General features: G+C 71.5%; 20 protein-coding genes. 12 read left to right on the forward strand and 8 right to left on the reverse strand.

Going from position 1 to position 20,424, the window contains the following annotated elements; all coding sequences use genetic code 11:
* Nucleotides 1–197 precede the first annotated feature (197 nt).
* The 6 genes from ACFOVU_RS22720 to ACFOVU_RS22745 form a co-directional block, all read right to left on the reverse strand.
* Complete coding sequence (locus ACFOVU_RS22720) at nucleotides 198–548, reverse strand: HesB/IscA family protein (RefSeq protein WP_378536838.1); 351 nt, start codon at nucleotides 546–548, stop codon at nucleotides 198–200.
* A 218-nt stretch (nucleotides 549–766) separates the two neighbouring features.
* Nucleotides 767–1,870: a glycerate kinase family protein gene (locus tag ACFOVU_RS22725; protein ID WP_378536839.1), complete on the reverse strand. Its 1,104-nt coding sequence runs from the start codon at nucleotides 1,868–1,870 to the stop codon at nucleotides 767–769.
* A gap of 103 nt (nucleotides 1,871–1,973) precedes the next feature.
* A complete protein-coding gene (gene pspAB / locus ACFOVU_RS22730) occupies nucleotides 1,974–2,552 on the reverse strand; it encodes a PspA-associated protein PspAB (protein ID WP_378536841.1) in 579 nt (192 codons plus the stop codon).
* 49 nt (nucleotides 2,553–2,601) lie between these two features.
* Entirely contained in the window at nucleotides 2,602–3,519 is a 918-nt protein-coding gene (htpX, locus tag ACFOVU_RS22735; protein WP_378536842.1) for a zinc metalloprotease HtpX, read from the reverse strand.
* A 271-nt stretch (nucleotides 3,520–3,790) separates the two neighbouring features.
* Entirely contained in the window at nucleotides 3,791–4,075 is a 285-nt protein-coding gene (gene pspAA / locus ACFOVU_RS22740; protein WP_378536843.1) for a PspA-associated protein PspAA, read from the reverse strand.
* A complete protein-coding gene (locus ACFOVU_RS22745; RefSeq protein ID WP_378536845.1) occupies nucleotides 4,072–4,875 on the reverse strand; it encodes a PspA/IM30 family protein in 804 nt (267 codons plus the stop codon). Before ACFOVU_RS22745 ends, pspAA begins: the two co-directional genes overlap by 4 nt.
* Before the next feature lie 160 nt (nucleotides 4,876–5,035).
* On the opposite strand from ACFOVU_RS22745, the gene ACFOVU_RS22750 reads away from it, so the two are divergent.
* Together ACFOVU_RS22750 and ACFOVU_RS22755 are read left to right on the forward strand one after the other, a co-directional pair.
* Nucleotides 5,036–5,632: a DUF3043 domain-containing protein gene (locus ACFOVU_RS22750; RefSeq protein WP_378536847.1), complete on the forward strand. Its 597-nt coding sequence runs from the start codon at nucleotides 5,036–5,038 to the stop codon at nucleotides 5,630–5,632.
* 67 nt (nucleotides 5,633–5,699) lie between these two features.
* Nucleotides 5,700–6,704, forward strand: coding sequence for an aldo/keto reductase family protein (locus ACFOVU_RS22755; protein ID WP_378536849.1), 1,005 nt, complete (start codon nucleotides 5,700–5,702; stop codon nucleotides 6,702–6,704).
* 343 nt (nucleotides 6,705–7,047) lie between these two features.
* On the opposite strand, the gene ACFOVU_RS22760 is transcribed toward ACFOVU_RS22755, so the two are convergent.
* Entirely contained in the window at nucleotides 7,048–7,263 is a 216-nt protein-coding gene (locus ACFOVU_RS22760; RefSeq protein ID WP_378536851.1) for a hypothetical protein, read from the reverse strand.
* A gap of 197 nt (nucleotides 7,264–7,460) precedes the next feature.
* On the opposite strand from ACFOVU_RS22760, the gene ACFOVU_RS22765 reads away from it, so the two are divergent.
* The 9 genes from ACFOVU_RS22765 to ACFOVU_RS22805 all read left to right on the forward strand — a co-directional run bounded on the left by ACFOVU_RS22765 (nucleotide 7,461) and on the right by ACFOVU_RS22805 (nucleotide 18,171).
* Nucleotides 7,461–8,441, forward strand: a complete 981-nt coding sequence (locus ACFOVU_RS22765; RefSeq protein WP_378536852.1) for a bifunctional adenosylcobinamide kinase/adenosylcobinamide-phosphate guanylyltransferase — start codon at nucleotides 7,461–7,463, stop codon at nucleotides 8,439–8,441.
* Nucleotides 8,438–9,298, forward strand: coding sequence for an adenosylcobinamide-GDP ribazoletransferase (locus ACFOVU_RS22770; RefSeq protein ID WP_378536854.1), 861 nt, complete (start codon nucleotides 8,438–8,440; stop codon nucleotides 9,296–9,298). Before ACFOVU_RS22765 ends, ACFOVU_RS22770 begins: the two co-directional genes overlap by 4 nt.
* A 597-nt stretch (nucleotides 9,299–9,895) precedes the next feature.
* Complete coding sequence (locus ACFOVU_RS22775) at nucleotides 9,896–11,398, forward strand: leucyl aminopeptidase (protein ID WP_378536856.1); 1,503 nt, start codon at nucleotides 9,896–9,898, stop codon at nucleotides 11,396–11,398.
* 102 nt (nucleotides 11,399–11,500) lie between these two features.
* Complete coding sequence (lpdA, locus tag ACFOVU_RS22780) at nucleotides 11,501–12,877, forward strand: dihydrolipoyl dehydrogenase (RefSeq protein ID WP_378536858.1); 1,377 nt, start codon at nucleotides 11,501–11,503, stop codon at nucleotides 12,875–12,877.
* 71 nt (nucleotides 12,878–12,948) lie between these two features.
* The gene (gene sucB, locus ACFOVU_RS22785; RefSeq protein WP_378536860.1) at nucleotides 12,949–14,367 is read left to right on the forward strand and encodes a 2-oxoglutarate dehydrogenase, E2 component, dihydrolipoamide succinyltransferase; all 1,419 of its coding nucleotides are present in this window, start codon (nucleotides 12,949–12,951) and stop codon (nucleotides 14,365–14,367) included.
* Between the two features lie 339 nt (nucleotides 14,368–14,706).
* Nucleotides 14,707–15,597, forward strand: a complete 891-nt coding sequence (locus ACFOVU_RS22790) for a TIGR01777 family oxidoreductase (protein WP_378536861.1) — start codon at nucleotides 14,707–14,709, stop codon at nucleotides 15,595–15,597.
* Nucleotides 15,598–15,626: 29 nt separating this feature from the next.
* Nucleotides 15,627–16,328 (forward strand): lipoyl(octanoyl) transferase LipB, encoded by a 702-nt coding sequence (gene lipB / locus ACFOVU_RS22795; RefSeq protein ID WP_378536863.1) that lies wholly within the window; start codon nucleotides 15,627–15,629, stop codon nucleotides 16,326–16,328.
* A gap of 63 nt (nucleotides 16,329–16,391) precedes the next feature.
* Nucleotides 16,392–17,330 (forward strand): lipoyl synthase, encoded by a 939-nt coding sequence (gene lipA, locus ACFOVU_RS22800; RefSeq protein ID WP_378536865.1) that lies wholly within the window; start codon nucleotides 16,392–16,394, stop codon nucleotides 17,328–17,330.
* Between the two features lie 109 nt (nucleotides 17,331–17,439).
* Entirely contained in the window at nucleotides 17,440–18,171 is a 732-nt protein-coding gene (locus tag ACFOVU_RS22805) for a DUF4191 domain-containing protein (RefSeq protein WP_378536866.1), read from the forward strand.
* Nucleotides 18,172–18,249: 78 nt separating this feature from the next.
* Here the strand turns inward: ACFOVU_RS22805 and ACFOVU_RS22810 are convergent, their stop codons facing one another.
* Complete coding sequence (locus ACFOVU_RS22810; RefSeq protein ID WP_378536868.1) at nucleotides 18,250–18,696, reverse strand: RDD family protein; 447 nt, start codon at nucleotides 18,694–18,696, stop codon at nucleotides 18,250–18,252.
* Between the two features lie 247 nt (nucleotides 18,697–18,943).
* On the opposite strand from ACFOVU_RS22810, the gene glnA reads away from it, so the two are divergent.
* Nucleotides 18,944–20,368 (forward strand): type I glutamate--ammonia ligase, encoded by a 1,425-nt coding sequence (gene glnA, locus ACFOVU_RS22815; RefSeq protein WP_378536869.1) that lies wholly within the window; start codon nucleotides 18,944–18,946, stop codon nucleotides 20,366–20,368.
* Nucleotides 20,369–20,424: the final 56 nt, after the last annotated feature.

Consider the following 20,424-nt stretch of genomic DNA (forward strand, 5'->3'; position numbering starts at 1 on the left):
GTCGAGACCCCGAGAACCCATGAGCGCGAGCGATGCCGCCGCCGGAGACGGCGAAGGCCCGCGCGCACATTGCGTGCGCGCGGGCCCGAGAGCCGCGGTGCGGCCTGACAGCGGCCTGACAGGGGCGGGGACAACGGTGCCGACGCGGCGCGCTGGCGCGCCGGCCGGGCCGGTGCCGCTCCCCTCCCGCTCCTTCGTTAGTTGAAGGAGTCGCCGCAGGCGCAGGAGCCGGTGGCGTTGGGGTTGTCGATGGTGAAGCCCTGCTTCTCGATGGTGTCGACGAAGTCGATCGTGGCGCCCATGAGGTAGGGGGCGCTCATGCGGTCGGTCACGACCCCGACGCCGCCGAAGTCGGCGACGACGTCGCCGTCGAGTTCACGCTCGTCGAAGAACAACTGGTACCGCAGCCCCGAGCAGCCACCCGGCTGCACGGCGACGCGAAGCCGGAGGTCGTCGCGGCCCTCCTGCTCCAGCAGGGCCCTCACCTTGCCCGACGCTTCGTCGGTCAGGATGATGCCCGCCGTCGTGGCCTCGCTCTGAACCGTCATCTGCCAACTCCTCCGAAAATGCGGTGTGGCCGCCACTGCGACCCGGTTGCCCCTCGGACGTGGTCAACGCCGGGGCCGCGTGGTGCATTCCTGCCAGTGGCGGGGAAGCGTCCCACTTGCTTGAGCCAGGTTAGGTCTCCCCCCAGGTTAGGTCGTATAGGGCGATGCCGCCATCACGGGTTGGGAGGCTGGGGATGGATGGGGCCTTGGATGGCGCCCTACGACGTCCAGCGGCGGGCCACCTGGGCGGCGAGGCCGCGCAGCTCCTCGGCCGAGCGGGTCAGCGCCGCCTCGGTCGATCCCGCCGACTCCACCAGGGAATACGTCTCGGTGATCCCGGCCGCAGCGGCCTCGGCCCGGCCCACCGACACCACCCCGGCGGTGACCACGCACGGCACCCCGTGGGCGGCCGCCGCGCGCGCGACCCCGTGCGGCAGCTTGCCGCGCAGCGACTGGAAATCGAAGGAGCCCTCACCGGTGATGACCAGGTCGGCGCCTGCCGCGAGCCGGTCCAGGTCCACCGCCTCAAGGACCCGCGCCACACCGGACTCCACGGTGCCGCCCAGCAGGAGCAGCGCGTAGCCGAGCCCGCCCGCCGCGCCCGCTCCGGGGGCGTCGCGCAGAGCCCCGTCGGGGTCGGTGGCGTCGGCGAACACGGTCAGCGCGGCGTCGAGGCGCTGCACCTCGTTGTCGTCGGCGCCCTTTTGCGGACCGAACACCGCGCTGGCGCCGTGCAGCCCGAGCAGCGGGTTGTCGACGTCGGTGGCGGCGATGAGCGTGACGCCCTCGGTCGCGGCGCGCGCCGGGGCGAGGTCGACGGTCGCCGTGAGTCCGGCGAGCGCGCCGCCGCCGCGGGTCAGCGCGTCGCGCGGCCCCGCGCCGAGGGCGGCGAGCATGCCGGCGCCCCCGTCGTTGGTGGAGCTGCCGCCCAGGCCGACGACGAGCGTGCGGGCCCCGGCGGCGATCGCGTGGGCGATGAGTTCCCCGACGCCCAGGGTGGTGGTGTTCCCGGCGTCGCGGGCGTCGGGCGCCACCAGGTGCAGGCCGCAGGCCTGCGCGCTCTCGATGTAGGCGGTGTCGCCGGCGAGGAGGTAGACGGCCTGGACGGGCTCGCCCAAGGGGCCGGTGACGGTGGCCTGGGCGAGGGTGCCGCCCAGGGCGGTGTGCAGGACTTCGACGAACCCGGGGCCGCCGTCGGACAGCGGGACCAGCTCGGCGTCGACGGTCGGATCAGCGCTGCGCCAGCCGTCGGCCACGGCCTGCGCGGCTTCGAGGGCGGTGAGCGTCCCGGCGAACTTGTCTGGAGCGATGATGATGCGCACCAGGTCAGTGTGCCGTCCCGGGGTGGTCCAGACCACACTCGGGGTGGTCCGTCACCGCGGGTCACCGCGCATATGCGTCAGAGGCCGGGGCGCCGGATGTGCGTCAGAGCCCGGGCGCCCCGTAAACCGGGAACCAGCGGGCCTTGTCCTTCTCCACGGCGAGGTCGTTGCCGATGGCCGCCTCGGTCTGAAGTTCGAGGGCGTTGTCGCGGCGCTGCCCGCCCAGTGGGGCGAACGGGTAGAAGGTGCCGCGCTTGTAGAGGTAGACCAGGGCGACCCGGCGTCCCTTGGGGTCGGCGAAGGTGACCAGGGAGCACAGCAGCGAGGGGCCGTAGCCTGCGCTCTCCAGTGAGGAGTTCACCGCGTGGATGTCGGTGACCAGGGAGGAGACGTCGGACTCCTGGCCTTCGGGCGAGCGCAGGACCAGCCAGGTGTAGCCGTAGTCGTCGGCGACGGGCTCGACCGCGGGGCCGTTGTCGGCGTTGAGCAGGTCGGTGATGTCGCGCTCCAGGGTGGCGAACGCCTGCCCCTCGCTGGCGCGGAAGGCCACCGACCCGGTCCCGGTGGGCTGGAAGCCCGCCGTGGCCTGGAGGGTGACGGCCGCCGACGGCAGCCCGAAGAGGGCGTCGAGGTCGGGCTTCGCGGGCTTGGAGCGGCCCAGCAGGGCCCGGAGGAAACTCATGGCGCTGGTCGTGCCTTTCGGGGTCGGGCGAACAGGGACCGCGCGCTCCTCAGGCCCCGGTGCCGAGCTGCCGGGAGATGTCGGCGAGCTGGGAGAGGCGCTGCTCGATCGGCGGGTGGGTGGCGAAGAGGGTGCTGAGGCTGAACCCCTTCGGGGCGGCCGCCGGGGTGAAGAAGAACGCGTTGAACGGCTCGGCCTTGCGCAGGTCGTCCGTTGGGATGCGGGCCATGTCGCCGGTGATCCTGGTGAGCGCGCTGCCCAGGGCGGAGGGGCGGCCGGTGAGGTAGGCGGCGGCGCGGTCGGCGGAAAGCTCGCGGTAGCGCGAGAGGACGCGGGTGAGCAGGAAGCTGAGCGCCCACACGATCGCGCTCACCGCCACCACGGCCAGCGCCACGATCGCCGGGTTGTTCTGGCCCCGACCCCGCCCGCCGCCGGAGAACAGCGCGAACCGCAGGCCCATCTGGGTGAGGAAGCCGGCGACGATGCCGAGGAACCCGGCGATGGTCATGACCATGACGTCGCGGTGGGCGACGTGCGACAGCTCGTGGGCGAGCACCGCCTCCAGTTCGGCGGTTTCCAGGCGGCGCATGATGCCGGTGGTCACGCACACGACCGCGGTCTTGCTGTTGTGGCCGGTGGCGAAGGCGTTGGGCACATCGGTCCGGGCGATGGCGACCTTGGGCTTGGGCATGTCGGCCATGGCGCACAGCCGGTCGACGACGGCGTGCAGCTCGGGGGCCTGTTCGGGCGAGACCTCGCGGGCGCCCATGGAAAACATCGCGATCTTGTCGGAGGAGAAGTACTGGAAGAGCCCGAAGCCGACGACGATCGCCACGACGAGCCAGATGTTCAGGCCGACCAGCACCAGAGCGATGATGAACGCCACGTACAGGATGCCCAGCAGAGACATCGTCAGGACCATGCGGGTGGTCAGCCCGCGGTCGGGAATGAACTTGGATCCTGCCACAGCGGCGGCCTTTCACCGGGTGCATCCGTGCCGGCCCGGCGGCTCCCGCCGCCCCGGCCTTGATCGCAGTCTAGCCACGCGGGGCGTGAATTCCGTTAGGCCCGGTTGTGAGTCGGCCGACCCGGCGGCGGCCGGAGCGAACGGGGAACGAACAGGGAACAGGCAACAAGGAGCAAGGGGCAAGGTGCGGATACGCGTGCGGCCGCCGCGGCACGTCGTGTGCCGGGCGGCCGCAGGCGCAGCAGCCGAATACCGGGAGGCCGTGGGACGCTCAGGTGGGGTCGGGGATGAGCCCTTCGTCGCCGAGCATGGCCCGGACCTCGTCCATGGACGCATCAGCGGGCGGCAGGATGAACTGCGACGGCGCCAGCGAGTCGGCGGGCACCGGCTTGCCGTCCTCGCGGACCTTGGCCAGCAGGTCGGTCAGCGCCTGCCGGAACTCGTCCTCGTTGCCGAGGGCGATCGCCTGCTCCAGGGTGTGGTCGAACCCGTTGAGCAGGTCAAGGTCGGCGTCGGAGAGGTCGAGTTGCCCCTCGCCCATGATGCGGACGATCATGCGCCCTCCCCCTGGCGGTAGGGCTGCACCTGGTTGCCGTTGCCCGACGCCTGGCCGTTTCCGCCTTCGATCTGGGGGGCGGAGCCGCCACCGTTGCCGCCGGTGCCGAGCTCCTGCTTCATCCGCTCCAGTTCGAGTTCGACGCCGCTGGTGCTGGCCATGCGGTCGAGCTCGGCCTGGATGTCGTCCTTGGAGGTGCCGGTGACGTCGTCGAGCGCACCCGAGGCGAGGAGTTCGTCGACGGCGCCGGCGCGGGCCTGCATCTCGGCGGTCTTGTCCTCGGCGCGCTGCACGGCCATGCCGACGTCGCCCATCTCCTCGGAGATGCCGGAGAACGCCTCGCTGATCTGGGTCTGGGCCTGCGCCGCGGTGTAGGTGGCCTTGATGGTCTCCTTGCGCGTGCGGAACGCGTCGACCTTGGCCTGGAGGCGCTGCGCGGCCAGGGTGAGCTTCTGCTCCTCGCCCTGCAACTGCTCGTGCTGCTGCTTGAGGGACTCGATCTGCTGCTGGAGCCCCGAGCGGCGGGTGAGCGCCTCGCGCGCGAGGTCTTCACGGCCCTGGCCGAGCGCCGCGCGGCTCTGGTTCTCGAGCTTGCCGGACTGCTGTTCGAGCTGCTGGACCTGCAACTCGACCCGCTTGCGCGACGTGGCGACGTCGGCCACCCCGCGCCGGACCTTCTGCAAGAGTTCCAGCTGCCTCTGATAAGAGTAGTCGAGGGTCTCGCGGGGGTCCTCGACGGAGTCCAGGGCCTTGTTGGCCTTGGACTTGAAGATCATGGAAAGTCGCTGAAACACGCTCATCGGCGTGGCCGTCCCCTTCTCGGTCCGTACATCGGCTGTTCCCGGCGGGCGCTGCATCCAACCCTACGCGCTCTGGCGAGCGGTCGCCATGAAGCTCGGACCGGCTACCCTGGGGGCTGTGTTCCGACGTCGCTCCGCTTCCGCATCCGAAGAGCCGGCCGTGACCGGCTCTGCCAGTACTGAGGCTACTGAGGCCACCCAACCTAAGGGATATACCCCGAAAAAAGGTGCGCCGACCCCAAAGCGCAGCGAGGCAGAAAAGACCCTGCGTCGCCCCCTCAATGCGCCCCAAACCCGTAAAGAGGCGTACAAGCAGTACCGCGAGCGCCAGGCGCGCGAAGCCACGCGGTCGGCCCAGCGCGGCGGCGCCGCCCGCGGTGAGGAGCGCTACTTCCGGCCCCAGGACCACGGCCCGCTGCGCGCCTATGCGCGCGACGTCGTCGACTCCCGGCGCAGCGTCAGCGAGTTCTTCCTCTACTTCTCGCTGGCCATCATCGTGCTGCTGTTCCTGCCGTTCCCCGAGTTCCAGCTCGGCGTCACCTATGTGATCTGGCCGCTGATGATGGTCACGATCGTCGCCGAGGGCCTCTACATCGGCAACCGCATCAAGAAGGAAGCCCGCAAGCTGTTCCCCGGCGACGACACCCTCCGCGGCGTGGGCATGTACGCGGCGATGCGCCAGTTGCAGATCCGCCGGCTGCGGCTGCCCAAGCCGCGCGTCAAGGTGGGCGACCCCGTCCCCACGCCCGGCGCCTGACCCAGGCGGGCCGTCACCCGGCCCGCCGCCGCGGGGCCGCAACGGACACGGAGTTAAGGTGCGGACCATGGAATTCCGTCATCTTGGCAGCAGCGGCCTCGTCGTCAGCGAAATCTCCTACGGCAACTGGATCACCCACGGCTCGCAGGTCGAGGAGGACGCGGCCGTCGCGTGCGTGCGCGCCGCGCTCGACGAGGGCATCACCACCTTCGACACCGCCGACGCCTACGCCCAAGGCGCGGCCGAAGAGGTCCTGGGCCGCGCGCTCAAGGGCGAGCGCCGCGACGGACTGGAGATCTTCTCCAAGGTGTTCTGGCCGGTCGGCCCCGGCAAGAACGACCGCGGCCTGTCCCGCAAGCACATCGTCCGCGGGGTGGAGAACTCGCTCCGCCGCCTGGGCACCGACTACCTCGACCTGTACCAGGCCCACCGCTACGACTATGCGACCCCGCTGGAGGAGACCATGCGGGCGTTCGACGACCTCGTCCGCCAGGGCAAGGTCCTCTACATCGGCGTATCGGAGTGGCGCGCCGAGGAGATCGAGAACGCGCAGCGGATCGCCACGGAGCTCGGGCTGACCCGGCTCATCTCCAACCAGCCGCGGTACAACATGATGTGGCGGGTCATCGAGTCGGAGGTCGTGCCCGTCTCCGAGCGCGAAGGGCTGGGCCAGATCGTGTGGTCGCCCGTCGAGCAGGGCGTCCTCACCGGCAAGTACCTGCCGGGCCAGGCCCCGCCCGAGGGGTCGCGGGCCACCGACGAGAAGAGCGGCGCCCGGTTCATCCAGCGCTGGGCCGAGGACGAGGTCCTCTTGCAGCGCGTGCAGGAACTGCGCCCGATCGCCGAGGAGGCCGGGCTCGACCTCGCCCAGCTGGCGATCGCGTGGGTCCTCCAGAACCCCAACGTCTCCACGGCCATCATCGGCGCCTCGCGCCCGGAGCAGGTGCGCGGCAACGTCCGCGCCGCGGGCGTGAAGCTCGACGCGGAGCTGCTGAGCCGGATCGACGGCGTCCTGGGCGACAAGATCATCACCGACCCGGCCCTCACGGTGAGCCCGGAAACCCGGCCGTAGGGGCGCGGGGAGTAGGGCCGTAGGCCGCTGGGAAACGGGAACGGGGAACCAGGGAGTACGGAGCGCAGTGGCGGGGCCGCCCGGATGGGCGGCCCCGCCACTTGCTTCTCGGCCGGACGCTCCGCCGGGGCCCTCGCGCACCGGGGCCCATGAGGCGGTGCGACTCGGTCGCCGAGCGGTACCGCAGGTTTCGATTCGATTTCCGAACCGGCGGCGATATCCCCGCAGGCGCCCGAGACCCGACCCCTGTGCCCGCCACCTCCGCCGCACGGCCCGGAATCGGTGCGCGCACGGGTCCGGCGGCGCGGAAACGGGTGCGGAAGGGCCGCCGGGCGGCCCGTTCTCAGGCGGGCTCGGTGGGCTCGGCGAGGCTCATCGAGTAGACCGGCCGCTCGTCCTCGAGCAGCGTGACCTGCGACGCACCCGCATCGGTGAGGCTGCGCCAGCTCTCGCCGAGCCAGCTCTCCGCGTCGCCCCGGGAAGAGAACAGCTCACCGGGCAGCGCACTGTCTTCGAGCACCCGTCCATCGGCCGCCTCGTACCGCCAGCTCCACGCCATGGGTCACCTTTCTCCTGGGCCCGCCGTCCCGCACGGCCGGTCATCCCAGCAGAGCCTAGCCGCGCCGCCCTTCGACATGCTGTTAACTGGCCAACGTGCGAATCCGACTCTCGGGCACCTCCGGCCCCGCTGGATGGCCCGCGCCCCGCTGTCGATGCGCGTCGTGCAACCGGGCGGTCGAGAACCGGCGGTTACCGGTGCGCCTCACGGTGGACCAGGCGTTCACCCTCCGAGAACCGGGCGCGCGCGACACGGCGCCCCCGGCACCCGACGGCTACACCGTCACCGCCACGCCGTACGGCACCCGGGTGGACGGTCCGGATGGCGGACGCCTCCTCTACGCATGCTCCGAAGCCCCCGCCGACCCTCCGGCCGGCGGCTCCCCGGAGGGGGAGCCGTTCCCGTCGCAGCAGGTGGACGTCGTGATCGTGGATGTGGTCGAGGCCCCAGAGGCCATCGGGGCGCTGCGCCGGGCGGGCGTGGTCGGCAGGACGACGGTGGTCGTGGCGGTCGGCGGCGACCACCGGGTGCGCTCCCCCGCCGAGTTCGACCGCCGGGCCCGCCTGTGGGGGGCGTCCGCGCCCTCCGACGGCCACGAGCTGTCGTGCCCGCCGGCGGCCTGGCCGCCCGACCGCGTGGGCGGGCCGCACCGGGTGCTGATCACCGGCGGCGCCCGCTCCGGCAAGTCGGCGGAGGCGGAGCTGCGGCTCCTCGCCGAGCCCGAGGTCACCTACCTGGCCACGGGGCCGCAGCCGGGCGACGACCACGCCTGGGCCGAGCGCGTCGCGGCCCACCGCTCGCGCCGCCCCACGTGGTGGAAGACCCAGGAGACCCTGGACGCCGCGGCGGTCCTGCGGGACGCGACGGGCGCGGTGCTCTTCGACTGCGTCGGCACCTGGCTGGCCGGGGTGATGGACGCCTGCGGCCTGTGGTCGGACGACCCGCCCGCCGACTCCCTGGAGACCCTGGCGGCGCGCGAGGCCGAGCTGATCGACGCCTGGCGTCAGTGCCCGGCCCTCCTCGTCGCCGTCACAAATGAGGTGGGCTCGGGGGTCGTCCCGGCAACGGCGAGCGGGAACCTCTTCCGCGACCGTCTGGGCCGGCTGAACCAGCTCCTCGCCGCGGAATCGGAACAGGTCCTGCTGGCAGCGGCGGGGCGCATCGTGGACCTCCCGTGACCGAGCCCGGCACGGGGTCGGGGGGGCGGTGGGGGCGATGGGGGTCGCTGGGACGGATCCGCTGGGCCTGGTCAGCGCGCGATGCTGCCGATGGCGGGCGGCTGGCGCTGGGGACGCTCACCGTGTTCCCCGTTCGGGTGCAACGCGTCAACCGCACGGCGGCGGGCTGGGCGATGACGCTGTCCCCGGCAGCGGGGCTGCTCCTGGGCGCGGTGGCGGGCGCGGTGCTGTTCCTCGCAGGGCTGACGTCGATGTCCCCCCTCCTGGGGGCGGCGCTGGCGATCGGCGCGCTGGCGCTGCTCACCCGCGGCCTCCACCTGGACGGTCTGGCCGATCTCGCCGACGGCTTGGGCAGCGCCCGCCCGGCGGGCGAGGCACTGGACATCATGAAGAGGTCCGACATCGGCCCCTTCGGCGTTGTCACCCTGGTGATGGTGCTGCTGGTGCAGGTGCTGGCCTTGGGCGACATCGCGGCGACCTCGTCGGTGGCCGCGGTGGGTGCGGTCGTAGTGGCGACGATGTCGGGCCGCTTGGCGATCACCTGGTCCTGCACTCCCAGGACCCGACCGGCCAGGGAGGAGGGCCTGGGGGCATTGGTGGTGGGGAGCGTGCCGGTTGGGGCGGCGATCACGACAACGGGCGCGGTCGCTCTGCTCGCCGGGCTGACGGGGCTGCCCCATAGCGCTGCCTTTGCCCTGTCGTGCGTGGCGGCGGTGGCCGGGGGACAACTCGCGGCGACGGCCCTGCGCTGGCACGCAAAACGCCGACTGGGAGGTATTACGGGCGACGTCTTGGGAGCCCTTTGCGAGACCGCCACTACGACGCCGCTGGTGATCCTCGCGGCCTTGACGGCCTGAGTATCACGCCCATCCCCGCACGTGCGGGGAGCAATGTTCGTTGCGTAGTGGTGCGATGCGGCATCCGGGTCCATCCCCGCGTCCGCGGGGCGCAGGCTTGTTGGGCTGGGATGTTACCGGGCCGGAGGGTGGGTTGTTGCAACTTCTTGTTGGCCCGCCGCTGAGGTAGCTTCGCTGCCAGGGCGTAAGGCGGGTTGTTCGTACTGTTGGGCGGCGCTCACAGAGCGGACGCCATGGCTCCGAATCGGACGATCGTGTCAGGATCATCACATTTCTTCACACGGCCCATCAGCTCACCACCGCGCGGCCCGCATCCGCCCGGACCGCGCGGGAACTCGCGGCCGTTCCCGGCCAGCGGGGCGTTCGCGGCCCACAGCGAATCGGCTAACCGCGGCCCCACACCCCCGCCTGTACCGGCGAACGGGCAGGTGAGGGCGCCCCGGTGATCACACACCCCTCCCCGCCTCCCCTACCGCCCATCCCGCAAATAAGCGACGTTCTTCGCGGTCAGGACATTTCACCCAGCCCCGGTGTGACCCCGGGGTACGGCGCATGCCACGTGCCCGGCGGCACGTCATAAGGACTAGCATCGGGTTCGTGAGCACGTCGTTGTCAGTCATTACGGAATCCCCCTCTTCGCTCGACGTCGACGCGGTAGTCGTCGGCTACCACTCCGGGGCCGATGGCCCGGAGCCCGCGTCGGGCGCTCACGAAGTCGATGCCGCTTTCAGCGGCGGCCTCGGCAAGACACTGTCGCTCTTGGGAGCGAGCGGCGCCGCCGAGGAGGTGTACAGCGTTCCCTCACTCGGTGCCGTCACCGCACCCGTCGTGATCGCGGTCGGCCTCGGGCCGGCCCCCGCCGACGGCGACGCGCTCGATTCCGAGACCCTCTCCCGCGCGGCCGGTTCCGCGCTGCGTGCGCGCAGCGGCCAGGCCGCCGTCGCACTGGCGCTGCCCGCCTCGGGCCCCGGCGAGGCCGGGGCCGTGGCCCTGGGCGCCCTGCTGGGCGACTACTCCTTCACCCGCTACCGCACCGACACCGGGCCCGACGAGCCCCTGGAGCGGCTGCTCGTCGTGAGCGCGGCCGGCTCCGCCGCCGCCGAGGTCGAGCGCGCCGAGGTCCTGGCCGGGTCGGTCGGCCTGGCCCGCGACCTCGTCAACACCTCCCCCGCCGACCTGGTCCCCGAAGACCTCGCCGGCATCGCCGAGGAGGTCGCCCGCGAGAACGGCCTGAGCATCGAGACCCTCGACGAGCACGCGCTCGCCGAAGGCGGCTACGGCGGCATCCTCGGTGTCGGCCAGGGCTCGTCCAACGCCCCGCGCCTGGTGCGCCTGGGCTACACCCACCCCGACGCCACCTCCACCGTGGTGTTCGTGGGCAAGGGCATCACGTTCGACTCCGGCGGCCTGTCCCTGAAGCCCGCCGCCGGCATGGACGCCATGAAGTCCGACATGGGCGGTGCCGCCGCGGTCCTCGCGGCGTTGCAGGCCATCGCCGTGCTGAAGCCCGCGGTGAACGTGATCGGCTACCTGGCGATCGCCGAGAACATGCCCAGCGGCACCGCGCAGCGGCCCTCTGATGTCCTGACCGTCTACGGCGGCCGGACCGTCGAGGTCCTCAACACCGACGCCGAGGGCCGGCTCGTCATGGCCGACGCCCTGGTGCGCGCCCACGAGGACGAGCCCGACCTCATCGTCGACATCGCCACCCTCACGGGCGCGCAGAAGGTCGCCCTGGGCAACCGGGTCTTCGCCGTCATGGCCAACGGCGACTCCGTCCGCGAGAGCGTCACCGACGCCGCCGCTGCCGCAGGCGAGTCCGCCTGGCCCATGCCGCTCCCCGCTGAGCTGCGCAAGGGCCTGGACTCCGCGGTCGCCGACATCGCCAACGTCGCCGGGGAGCGCTGGGGCGGCATGCTCAGCGCGGGCGTGTTCCTCAAGGAGTTCATCGCCGACGGCGTCGACTGGGCCCACCTTGACATCGCAGGCCCCGCGTTCAATGAGGGCGGCCCCTACGGCTACACCCCCAAGGGCGGGACCGGGGCGGGCGCCCGCACGCTGGTGCGGATCGCCGAAGCCCACTCCAATGACCGGGGCTGACCGGCGCCGGGCCCGCGCGGGACACGCGCTCGGGCCCGGCGCGGTCGGAACCCTCGAGACAACCAGACGCACACCAACATCCACAGCAAGGAGTGTCCTTCCGTGAGCGAGAGCGGCGGCACCTTCGACCTCATCGTCCTGGGCGGCGGCAGCGGCGGCTACGCGGCGGCGCTGCGCGCGGCCGAGCTGGACATGAGCGTCGCCCTGATCGAGAAAGACAAGCTGGGCGGCACCTGCCTGCACTACGGCTGCATCCCCACCAAGGCGCTGCTGCACTCCGCCGAGGTCGCCGACGCCGCCAAGGACAGCGAGACCTTCGGTGTCAAGGCGTCCTTCGAGGGCATCGACATCGACGGCGTCCACAAGTACAAGGACAAGGTGATCACCGGCCTGCACCGCGGGCTGACGGGCCTGATCAAGTCCCGCAAGATCACCGTCATCGAGGGCGAGGGCAAGCTCACGGGGGCCGACGAGGTCACCGTCGACGGCACCGCCTACAAGGGCACCAACATCCTGCTGGCCACCGGCTCCAAGCCCAAGACACTGGGCCTGGAGATCGACGGCGACAAGGTCATCACCAGCAACGAGGCCCTGCGGATGAACCGCGTGCCGGAGTCCGTGGTGGTCCTGGGCGGCGGCGTCATCGGCGTGGAGTTCGCCAGCGTGTGGCGGTCCTACGGCGCCGAGGTCACCATCGTCGAGGCGCTGCCGCACCTGGTACCGGTCGAGGAGGAGTCCAGCTCCAAGCTGCTGGAGCGCGCGTTCCGCAAGCGGGGCATCAAGTACGAGCTGGGCACCCCGTTCGAGAGCGTCAAGACCACCGACTCCGGCGTCAACGTCACCCTCAAGGGCGGCAAGACGCTGGAGGCCGAGGTCCTGCTCGTGGCCATCGGCCGCGGCCCGGTCTCGGAGGGGCTGGGCTACGAGGAGGCGGGGATCCGCCTGGACCGCGGGTTCGTCCAGGTCGACGAGAACCTGCACACCGGCGTCGGCAACATCTACGCCGTGGGCGACCTCATCCCCACCCTCCAGCTCGCGCACGTGGGCTTCGCCGAGGGCATCTTCGTGGCCGAGCGCATCGCGGGCCTCAACCCGCCGGCGATCGACTACGACGGTGTGCCGCGCGTGACCTACTCCGAGCCCGAGGTCGCCTCGGTGGGCATCACCTCGGCCGTCGCCAAGGAGCGGGGCTACGACACCGTCGAGATGAACTACAACCTCGGCGGCAACGGCAAGAGCCAGATCCTGCAGACCCAGGGCGCCGTGAAGGTCATCGCGCAGAAGGACGGCCCGGTCCTGGGCGTGCACATGGTGGGCAGCCGCGTCGGCGAACTCGTCGCCGAGGGGCAGCTCATCTACAACTGGGAGGCGCTGCCCTCGGAGGTCGCGCAGCTCATCCACCCGCACCCGACCCAGTCCGAAGCGCTGGGCGAGGCGCACCTCGCCCTCGCGGGCAAGCCGCTGCACGTCCACGACTGACGCACCGACGGGGCGGGCTGGTGCCCGCCCCGTTCTCGTCGCGTTCTCGCACGTCCATCTAAGAGGAACCCATGCCGACTTCCGTTTCCATGCCCGCCCTGGGTGAGAGCGTCACCGAGGGCACCGTCACGCAGTGGCTCAAGAAGCAGGGCGACACCGTCGAGGTCGACGAGCCGCTGCTCGAAGTCTCGACCGACAAGGTCGACACCGAGATCCCGTCGCCGGTCGCGGGGGTGCTGACCCGGATCCTCGTCGACGAGGACGAGACGGTCGAGGTCGGCGCCGAGATCGCGGTGATCGGTGAGGCCGGCGAGGCCCCCGCCGAGGAGGGCGCGCCCAGCGCCGAGGAGGCCGCCCCGGAGCCCGAACCCGAGGCCGCCGCCCCCGAGCCGGAGCCGGAGCCCGCCCCGGAGCCCGAGCCCGCGAAGGCCGAGGCCCCCGCTCCCGCCCCGGCCCCTGAGCCCGCGGCGCGCCCCAGCCGCGAGGAGTCCACGCCGCGCGTCGACGTCGAGACCCTGAGCGGCACCGGCCGCTCCAGCGGGACCGACGCCGTCACCGAGGCCTACGTCACCCCGCTGGTGCGCAAGCTCGCCGCCGAGGAGGGCGTCGACCTGAGCACGGTGCGCGGCACCGGTGTGGGCGGGCGCATCCGCAAGCAGGACGTGCAGGAGGCCGCCCGCGCCCGCCGCGAGGCGCCCGCCGCCGCTCCGGCCGCCGCTGCCGCCCCCGCCCGGGCGGCGCGCACGGTGGTCGCCGACACCAAGCTGCGCGGCCGCACCGAGCAGATGTCGCGCCTGCGGCAGTCGATCGCCGACCAGATGGCGGAGTCGCAGCGGATCTCGGCCGACCTCACTCAGGTCATCGAGGTCGACGTCACCGACATCGCGCGCCTGCGCGGCAAGGCCGCCGCCGACTTCGAGGCCCGCGAGGGCGTGGAGCTGGGGTTCTTCCCGTTCTTCGCGCTGGCGGCCACCGAGGCGCTGAAGGTCCACCCCAAGCTGAACGCCGTCATCGACAGCTCCAGCTACGAGGTGACCTACCACAGCATCGAGAACGTCGGGGTCTCGGTCGACACCGAGCGCGGCCTGCTCGTGCCGGTCGTCAAGGACGCCGGGGACCTCAACCTCGGCGGGCTCGCGCGCAAGATCGCCGACCTGACCGAGCGCGCCCACACCGGCGGGCTCACCCCCGACGAGCTGAGCGGGGGCACGTTCACGCTGACCGACACCGGGCAGGTCGGCGCGCTGTTCGAGACCCCGATCATCAACCAGCCGCAGGTGGCGATCCTGAGCACCGGCGCGGTCGTGAAGCGGCCCGTGGTGGTCGACGACCCCGAGCTGGGCGAGGTCATCGCGGTCCGCTCGATGGCCTACCTGGCGCTCACCCACGACCACCGGCTGATCGACAGCGCCGACGCCGCGCGGTTCCTCCAGAGCGTGCGGGAGCGCCTGGAAGAGGGCGCGTTCGAGGCAGAGCTCGGCCTGGCCTGATCCGGATCCGCCCTGGCCTGGCCATCGGGCGGCGGCAACGGCAGCGGGGCGGCATCCGGTCGGATGCCGCCCCGCCTCTTACCCCACCATTCACCATCCCCTGGTGATCCCCATCACCAAAGGTCTGTGGCCGGGGACGGCGCGTGCGCCGCCCCCGAGGACCCCTGTTCGTCACAGGGAGTCCCGTGTCCCATACAGAAAGGTAGGCCCCCGAGGTGCTTTCGCGCAGCCTTTTGGCGCAATCGGGCCGACTTTTCGCGAGCCGGACCGGCACCGGTCGCCTGGCGGTCACGGCGCGGTCGGCGCGTGACCCGGGGGCCCGGGGGTAGGCACAGGGGCATGCGCATCGCGATCACGGGGGCATCGGGCCTGGTCGGAACCGCTCTGTCCCGCTCACTGACCGAGGACGGCCACGAGGTGCTGCGGCTGGTCCGCCGCGCGCCGCGGGACCTGGCCGAGGTCCGCTGGGACCCCGCCGGCGGGGGCGTGGACACCGATCGGCTGGCGGGCACCGACGCGGTCGTGCACCTGGCGGGTGCCCCGCTGGGCCCGGCGCGCTGGACCCCGCGCTACAAGCACCGGATCCGCGAGAGCCGGGTCATGGGGACCCGTGTCCTCGCCGTCGCGCTGGCGGGGATGGCGCGGCCGCCGCGGCGGCTGGTGTCGGCCTCGGCCGTGGGCTACTACGGCGACACCGGGCACACCGTGACCGATGAGGACTCGCCGCGCGGCATGGGGTTCCTCGCCGATCTGGTGGTCGACTGGGAGGGCGCCACGGCGCCCGCCTCCGACGCCGGGATCTCGGTGGCGCACGTGCGCTCCGGTGTGGTCCTGGCGCGCCGGGGCGGCCTGCTCGGCGCGGTCCTGCCGCTGTTCCGGCTGGGGCTGGGCGCGCGCCTGGGCTCGGGCCGCCAGTACATGAGCTGGATCTCGCTGGCCGACGAGGTGGGCGCCATCCGCTTCCTGCTGGAGCGCCCGGAGCTGACGGGCCCCTTCGACCTCACCGCCCCCGAGCCGGTGACCAACGCCGACTACACCGCGGCGCTGGCCCGGGCGGTGCACCGGCCGGCCCCGCTGGCGGTGCCCGGTGTGCTGATGCGGGCGGCGCTGGGGGGGTTCGCCGACGAGGCCGCTCTGGTCGACCAGCGGGTGGTCCCCAAACGGCTGCTGGAGGCGGGGTATTCCTTCCGCCACCCGGATATCCCCAGTGCCCTATCCGACATCGCCTGACCGGCGCCGCACGGCATAAGGTGGGATGTATGAGTGAGCTCGTCTTCGCCTGGCTCGGCGCCGCGCCCGTCCCCTATCACGAGGGATGGGACCTGCAAAGGCGGCTGCACGAGCACCGGGTGGCCGACCGTGTTCCCGACACCGTCCTGCTCCTTGAGCACGAGCCCGTGTACACGGCGGGCAAGCGCACCGGCAAGGGCGACCGCCCGCTGGCCGATCCCGGCGCCCCGGTCGTCGACATCGACCGCGGCGGCAAGATCACCTGGCACGGGCCCGGGCAGCTGACCGCCTACCCGATCGTCCGGCTCACCGACCCCATCGACGTCATCGCCTACGTCCGCATGCTCGAGGAGGCCATCATCCGCACCATTGCGGAGTTCGGGCTCACCGGCCTGCGGGTCGAGGGGCGCACCGGCGTCTGGCTGGCGGCCGATCCCGAGCGCGGCCTGATCGAGCGCAAGGTCGCGGCCATCGGCTGCCGGATCGCCCGTGGGGTCGGCATGCACGGGCTGGCGATCAACTGCAACCCCGACCTGTCGTGGTTCGACCGCATCGTCCCGTGCGGGATCAGCGACGCCGGCGTCACCTCGCTCACCCGTGAACTCGGCCGCGACATCACGGTGGCCGATGTGCTGCCGCTGGTCGAACGGCACCTGGCCGCGGTGCTCGATGCCCCCCGCTACAGCCACCGCGATACCGTCCCCGAGCCCGCCGGGCTCGTCGGCGCCTGAGAGCATCGAGCCACCAGCCGCACATGACGTCCCCACAAGGGATGAGGAAAGGAAGGGCCCGCGTTGTCCATCGCTCCTGAAGGGCGCAAGCTGCTGCGGATCGAGGCGCGCAACAGCCAGACCCCCATCGAGAAGAAGCCGCCGTGGATCAAGATCAAGGCGAAGATGGGGCCGGAGTACACCGAGCTGCACTCCCTGGTCAAGCGCGAGGGCCTGCACACCGTGTGCCAAGAGGCCGGGTGCCCCAACATCTACGAGTGCTGGGAGGACCGCGAGGCCACGTTCCTCATCGGCGGCGACCAGTGCACGCGGCGCTGCGACTTCTGCCAGATCGCCACGGGCAAGCCCTCCGCTCTGGACCGCCGTGAGCCGCTCAAGGTCGCCGAATCCGTCAAGACCATGGAGCTGCGCTACGCCACGGTCACCGGGGTGGCGCGCGACGACCTCGACGACGGCGGCGCCTGGCTCTACGCCGAGACCGTCCGCAAGATCCACGAGCTCAACCCCGGCACCGGCGTCGAGCTGCTCATCCCCGACTTCAACGCCGACCCCGGCCAGCTCGCCGAGGTCTTCGGCTCGCGCCCCGAGGTGCTGGCGCACAACATCGAGACCGTGCCGCGGATCTTCAAGCGCATCCGCCCCGGGTTCCGCTACGAGCGCTCCCTCGATGTCATCACCCGGGCCCGCGAGGACGGCCTCGTCACCAAGTCCAACCTGATCCTGGGCATGGGCGAGGAGCGCCACGAGATCAGCCAGGCCATGCGCGACCTCCACGAGGCCGGCTGCGACCTGCTGACCATCACCCAGTACCTGCGCCCGTCCAAGCTGCACCACCCCATCGACCGCTGGGTCAAGCCCCAGGAGTTCGTCGAGCTCGCCGCCGAGGCCGAGGAGATCGGCTTCTCCGGGGTCATGTCGGGGCCGCTGGTGCGCTCCTCCTACCGCGCCGGTCGCCTGTACCAGCAGGCGCTCGACAAGCGCGCGCAGGTGGTCGGCGCCTGATCAGGACCTCTCCGGCCCTCCGGTCGAACCGGACAAAGTAATCAAGCTGAAACGGCGGCCACCGGCCGCCGTTTCACGTCTCGTCCCCCGCGCCCCATATCCTTGGGTTATGGCGAAGAAGCCCAAGGACACCCAGGCACCCCAGGCCGCCGACGCCAAGGGGAAGAGCGGCGCCGAGAAGCCGCCCGGCCGGTTCAAGCAGGTCGGCATGGTCGCCAAGGTCGTCCACAAGCAGAGCCCGCGCAGTATCCCCATCGCCGTGGCGATCTTCGTCGCCCTGGTCGCGCTGTCCGTGGTGGGGGCGCTGCTCACCGGCGGCTGGCTGTACTGGATGACCTTGGGCATCCCGGTGGCGTTCCTGGCGGGGTTCATCTTCTTCACGCGCTCCGCGCAGCAGATCCAGTACAAGATGCTCGACGGCCAGCTGGGCGCGGGCATGGCGGTGCTGGAGAACATGCGCGGCGACTGGAGCGTGGAGCCCGGCGTGGCCGCCAACCGGCAGATGGACATCGTGCACCGCGCGGTGGGCCGCCCCGGTGTGGTCCTCGTCGGCGAGGGCGAGCCCGGGCGCCTCAAGGGCCTGATCGCCGCCGAGAAGAAGCGCGTGTCGCGCGTCGCCTACAACACGCCCATCTACGACCTCCGGGTGGGCAACGGCGACGACCAGGTGCCCATCGCCAACCTCCAGCGGCAGCTGCTGAAGCTGCCCCGCAACCTCGACAAGGCCGAGGTCGCCGAGCTCCGGTACCGCCTCAAGGCGCTGCCGCCGGCCATGCAGATGCCCAAGGGCCCGATCCCGCGCGGCGTGAAGATGCCGAAGGGGCCGAAGGCCCAGGGCTGACCCGGCCGCGGTTCCACGACGCCATCACGGGCCCCGCCGCACAGCGGCGGGGTCCGTTCGCGTCGCAGGGGCCGCGCGTCAGTAGCGGCGGCTGATGGTGCCGGCGAAGCGGTCGTGCAGGCCCCGCTGGTCGCGGTCGTAGACCACCGCGGGGACCACCAGGCACAGCAGGACGGTGCGCACCACCATGGCCACCGGCCAGGGCAGCGCGCGCTCCCCTGTGGCCGCGACGCCCACGCCCACCAACCGCTTGCCCACCGTGGTGCCGATGAGCGACAGCAGCACGATGGTGTAGACGGCGAAGACGGCGAGGGCGGGGCCGGAGACCGCGTTCGCGGCGGCAGGGTCGCCCGGCGTGGAGCCGGTGATCAGGTAGGCGAGGGCCAGGCAGAGCAGCCAGTCCAGTACGATCGCGGCGAGCCGCCGGCCGACCCCGGGGACCGACCCCGGGCCCTCCTCGGGCATCCCCAGCCGGTTGCCCCGGTACTGGAACGCGGTGTCGTCCGCTCCTGCTGTGTTCGCCATGGCCCCCACGGTATCGGCCGTCCCGGGGCGCCCCGATCCGGTGCCCGCGCGACACGGGTTTCATCCCCTTCAGGCAGGGGAAACGCGGGGCTCCGTAACATGCAAGAAACATTGGAGACATGGGTCCGAAACCGCCCCCTCCTAGCGTCGAGGGCGTAGCCGGGAGGCGGCGGGGTATCCGAGCGACATCAGCGACGATGTGGAGACCGGGCCACGTGGTCTCCGTCACCTGCACGGAGGTTGAGTCTTGTTCAGCAGCGCCGAAGAGCTTTTGGCCTTCACCCGCAACGAGGACGTGAAGTTCCTCGATGTCCGCTTTACGGACCTTTTCGGGGCGACGCACCACTTCACGCTCCCCATCGAGCACGTCGACGCGGGCACCTTCGACGAAGGCCTGATGTTCGACGGCTCCTCGATCCGCGGCTTCCAGGCCATCCACGAGTCCGACATGCTGCTGCTGCCGGACGTCTCCTCGGCCGTGCTGGACCGCTTCCGCGAGCACAAGACGCTGAACGTGACGTTCTTCGTCCACGACCCGTTCACCCGCGAGTCCTACAGCCGCGACCCCCGCAACATCGCGCGCAAGGCCGAGGCGTTCCTCAAGAGCACCGGCATCGCCGACACCGCGTTCTTCGGCCCCGAGGCCGAGTTCTACATCTTCGACGACGTCCGCTTCCAGACGCAGGAAAACGCGAGCTTCTACTACATCGACTCCGTCGAGGGCGCCTGGAACACGGGCACCGAGAAGGACGGCGCCAACCTCGGCTACCGCCCGCGCTACAAGGGCGGCTACTTCCCGGTCGAGCCGGTCGACCACTACAGCGACCTGCGCTCGACCATGGTGCGCAACCTCATCGACGCCGGCATCGACGTCGAGATCCAGCACCACGAGGTCGGCACGGCCGGCCAGGCGGAGATCGACTTCAAGTTCGGCACGCTGCTGAAGACCGCCGACAACGTCCAGCTCTACAAGTACATCGTGAAGAACACGGCGTACTCCGCGGGCAAGTCGGTCACGTTCATGCCCAAGCCGGTCTTCGGTGACAACGGCTCCGGCATGCACGTCCACCAGAGCCTCTGGAAGGACGGCTCGCCGCTGTTCTTCGACGAGTCCGGCTACGCCCAGCTGTCGGACCTCGCCCGCTACTACATCGGCGGTCTGCTCAAGCACGCCCCGGCGCTGCTCGCCCTGACCAACCCGACGGTGAACTCCTACCACCGCCTGGTCCCCGGCTACGAGGCCCCGATCAACCTCGTGTACTCGCAGCGCAACCGCTCCGCGTGCATCCGCATCCCGCTGACCGGCTCCAACCCCAAGGCCAAGCGCCTGGAGTTCCGGGTCCCCGACCCGTCGGCCAACCCCTACCTGGCGTTCTCGGCGCTGCTGCTCGCCGGCATCGACGGCATCAAGAACAAGATCGAGCCGCCGGAGCCGGTCGACAAGGACCTCTACGAGCTCCCGCCGGCCGAGGCCAACGCCATCCAGAAGGTCCCGGCCTCGCTCGACGCGTCGCTGGAGGCCCTGGAGGCCGACCACGAGTTCCTCCTCGAGGGCGGCGTCTTCACCCCCGACCTCATCGAGACCTACGTGGACTACAAGCGCACGGAGGAGATCGACTCCGTCCGCCTGCGCCCGCACCCGCGCGAGTTCGAGCTGTACTACGACGTCTGATCCCGCAAGGCCGGGTTCGGACACCCGGTCCTCGTGCGTATTCGGGCCGCCGGTCG

This window comes from Nocardiopsis sediminis (genome assembly GCF_042650565.1).
GTDB classification, from domain to species: Bacteria; Actinomycetota; Actinomycetes; order Streptosporangiales; family Streptosporangiaceae; genus Nocardiopsis_B; species Nocardiopsis_B sediminis.

Excerpts from the sequence above, each read along its gene's own strand:
- ACFOVU_RS22720 (WP_378536838.1), bottom strand. The coding sequence starts at position 548 with ATGACGGTTCAGAGCGAGGCCACGACGGCGGGCATCATCCTGACCGAC.
- pspAB (WP_378536841.1), bottom strand. The coding sequence starts at position 2,552 with ATGAGTTTCCTCCGGGCCCTGCTGGGCCGCTCCAAGCCCGCGAAGCCC.
- pspAA (WP_378536843.1), bottom strand. The coding sequence starts at position 4,075 with ATGATCGTCCGCATCATGGGCGAGGGGCAACTCGACCTCTCCGACGCC.
- ACFOVU_RS22745 (WP_378536845.1), bottom strand. The coding sequence starts at position 4,875 with ATGAGCGTGTTTCAGCGACTTTCCATGATCTTCAAGTCCAAGGCCAAC.
- ACFOVU_RS22755 (WP_378536849.1), top strand. The coding sequence starts at position 5,700 with ATGGAATTCCGTCATCTTGGCAGCAGCGGCCTCGTCGTCAGCGAAATC.
- ACFOVU_RS22760 (WP_378536851.1), bottom strand. The coding sequence starts at position 7,263 with ATGGCGTGGAGCTGGCGGTACGAGGCGGCCGATGGACGGGTGCTCGAA.
- sucB (WP_378536860.1), top strand. The coding sequence starts at position 12,949 with ATGCCGACTTCCGTTTCCATGCCCGCCCTGGGTGAGAGCGTCACCGAG.
- ACFOVU_RS22790 (WP_378536861.1), top strand. The coding sequence starts at position 14,707 with ATGCGCATCGCGATCACGGGGGCATCGGGCCTGGTCGGAACCGCTCTG.
- lipB (WP_378536863.1), top strand. The coding sequence starts at position 15,627 with ATGAGTGAGCTCGTCTTCGCCTGGCTCGGCGCCGCGCCCGTCCCCTAT.
- ACFOVU_RS22805 (WP_378536866.1), top strand. The coding sequence starts at position 17,440 with ATGGCGAAGAAGCCCAAGGACACCCAGGCACCCCAGGCCGCCGACGCC.
- ACFOVU_RS22810 (WP_378536868.1), bottom strand. The coding sequence starts at position 18,696 with ATGGCGAACACAGCAGGAGCGGACGACACCGCGTTCCAGTACCGGGGC.